This window comes from Thiomicrorhabdus chilensis DSM 12352 (assembly GCF_000483485.1).
Lineage (GTDB): Bacteria > Pseudomonadota > Gammaproteobacteria > Thiomicrospirales > Thiomicrospiraceae > Thiomicrorhabdus > Thiomicrorhabdus chilensis.
In genome coordinates, this window is the sequence record NZ_AXZC01000005.1 from 1 (window position 1) to 1,037 (window position 1,037).

Genomic DNA, 1,037 nt, shown 5'->3' on the forward strand with positions numbered 1-1,037 from the left:
ATGGCAAAAGAAAAGTTTGAAAGAACGAAACCGCACGTAAACGTTGGAACGATTGGTCACGTTGACCATGGTAAAACAACTCTAACAGCGGCATTGACAATCGTACAAGGTAAGAAATTCGGTGGAGACGTAAAAGACTACGCTGCAATCGATAACGCACCAGAAGAGCGTGAGCGTGGGATCACTATCTCAACTGCACACGTTGAGTACGAATCAGAAACCCGTCACTACGCACACGTAGACTGCCCAGGGCACGCTGACTATGTTAAAAACATGATTACCGGTGCAGCACAGATGGATGGCGCAATCCTAGTATGTTCAGCGGCTGATGGCCCGATGCCACAGACGCGTGAGCATATCCTGCTATCACGTCAGGTAGGTGTACCATACATCCTTGTTTACCTAAACAAAGCCGACATGGTTGATGATGAAGAGCTAATGGAATTAGTAGAGATGGAAGTTCGTGAACTTCTAGATACCTATGAATTCCCAGGTGATGACACTCCAGTTATCATTGGTTCTGCACTAAAAGCCATCGAAGGTGACCAGTCTGAAATCGGTGAGCCATCTATCCAGCGTCTAATCGATGCACTAGACAGCTACATCCCGACTCCAGAGCGTGCAACTGACAAGCCATTCCTAATGCCTGTAGAAGACATCTTCTCAATCCAGGGTCGTGGTACGGTAGCAACTGGTCGTGTTGAAACTGGTGTGGTTAAAGTAGGTGAAGAGATCGAGATCGTCGGTATCCGCCCAACTCAAACAACCACTGTTACCGGTGTTGAAATGTTCCGTAAGCTTCTAGATCAAGGTGAAGCCGGTGATAACGTAGGTATCCTATTGCGTGGTACTAAGCGTGAAGACATCGAACGTGGACAAGTATTGGCACACAAAGGTACCGTTACTCCACACACCAAGTTCGAAGCTGAAGTTTATGTGCTAGGTAAAGACGAAGGTGGACGTCACACTCCATTCTTCAACGGCTACCGTCCACAGTTCTACTTCCGTACTACTGACGTAACTGGTGCTTGTGAACT

The 1,037-nt window shown here is 47.3% G+C and carries 1 protein-coding gene; it reads left to right on the top strand.

The genetic code is table 11. The features are described from left to right. The coding region (gene tuf / locus B076_RS0100005; RefSeq protein ID WP_028485497.1) for an elongation factor Tu at positions 1 to 1,037 on the top strand (1,037 nt) is incomplete at its 3' end.